The sequence below is a fragment of the Streptococcus sp. HMSC10E12 genome (assembly GCF_001807855.1).
Classification (GTDB): Bacteria; Bacillota; Bacilli; order Lactobacillales; family Streptococcaceae; genus Streptococcus; species Streptococcus salivarius.
In genome coordinates this window covers 3449-5211 of the sequence record NZ_KV791087.1, presented here as the reverse complement: position 1 = coordinate 5211, position 1763 = coordinate 3449, and the positions used below count along the sequence as shown (strand labels likewise).

General features: G+C 38.1%; 1 protein-coding gene. It reads left to right on the top strand.

Features of this window, described 5'->3' with window-relative positions; translation table 11 throughout:
• On the top strand, nucleotides 1–1763 hold a 1763-nt coding region (locus HMPREF3112_RS11570; protein WP_371106349.1), incomplete at both ends, for an N-acetylmuramoyl-L-alanine amidase family protein.

The window sequence follows — 1763 nt, the reverse complement described above, 5'->3', positions numbered from 1 at the left end:
ATGTTGATGGTGTCATCCTTTATTTTGATAAAGATGGCAAACAAGTCAAAGGACAAGAACGAGGGATTGGTGGAAAATACTATCGATTCGATGAGAATGATGGTTCTCTATTAACGAATCAGTGGCATCACACTTCAATTTTCAATGGCTATAGGACAGAACCTCAATATACAACTTATACTAATTACTTAGGCGAAGATGGTGCTGCATTTATTGGATGGCATACCATTGACAGTAAACGTTATTATTTCAAACCTGACGGACTTTTGGCTAAAAATGATACTGTCACAATTGATGGGAAGATTTATCTTTTTGATTACCAAGGACAATTGGTCAAGAACAAATATGGCATTGTTGAAACTCCTTCAATGTTCCATGCAAACACTTCTACCTACCGTACCAATGCTAACGGCGAAGTCTTAACTGGTAAACAAATTATCGATGGAAAAGAATATATCTTTGCTTTAAAGGGTCAAGTTCTTGATGGTATCATAGGTTATGACAGCAAACTTTATCTAGTCACAGATAGTAAAATAGAAAAAAACTATTTTGGAGCCCTTTTTTCAAAAAAAACATTTTGGGGCGGGCCTAGTTTCTCTGGAATCTATGGAACTGATAAAAACGGTGTCCTCCTCGAGGGCATCCAACGAGGCTCTGATGGTCACCTTCACTACTTCCAACCTGAGGTAAAAAGTGTTGATAAGCCTACATGGAAAGAAATCGATGGCAAGCGCTATCGTCTAACAAAATCATATCGAACAGAAAGATATGCTGGTATGTACACCACTATTATCCTTACTAACGACACTTTGAAAGTCGATGATAAGACCTACACAATTGATAATGAGGGAGTAGTGACTGAATTTACGGCTAAAAACCAATTTGTTCGCGATGATTTCTGGAACTGGTACTACTACGACAAAGAGGGCAAACTCCTAACAGGCCGTCAAACCATTGATGGTGTTCAACTCTACTTTGATAAAAATGGTAAGCAAGTCAAAGGTAGCCTAGTAGACATTGATGGTAAAACTTACTACTTTGATAAGGATAGTGGGGCTATGTGGACCAATCGTAGTCTAACTCTCAATGGAATGACCTACGAAATTGATGATCAAGGACGTGTGACATCGTCACTTCGAAATACCTTTGTTCAAGATAAGGATGGTGACTGGACCTACCTCAAGGATAAAGGGCAAGTAGCTACTGGATGGCAGACTATTGACGGTGTCCAACTCTACTTTGATGGCACTGGAAAACAAATCAAAGGTGAACGTATCCTTATAGATGGAAAATACTACTATTTCGATAAGAACAGTGGCGAACTTCTCCGTAATGCATTCCATTCCTTTAATTCATATATTCACTACTTTGGCAATGATGGAGCACAAGTTTTTGGCTGGTACACAATAAACGATTACCGTGTTTACTTTAAGGAAGACGGTCTACAAGCTAAAGATAATGTCCTTTTAATTGACGGAAATTATTATTATTTCAATCAAGATGGCCAACTTCTTGTTAATGGTTCCGCTAAATCATATAATAGTTTATATCTTGCAGATTCAGAAGGGAAATTATTATCCGGGTGGAGAGAAATTGACGGTAAGACCTATTACCTAGATCCAAGCGAAAAGCACCACTACTATAATAGAATAGCATCTATAGACGGTAAAACCTATCTTTTCGGTTCTTACGCGGAATTATTGCGTAATGACACTAATTACGCATATGCTTCAGACGAAAATGGAATCGTTCGAACAGGATTC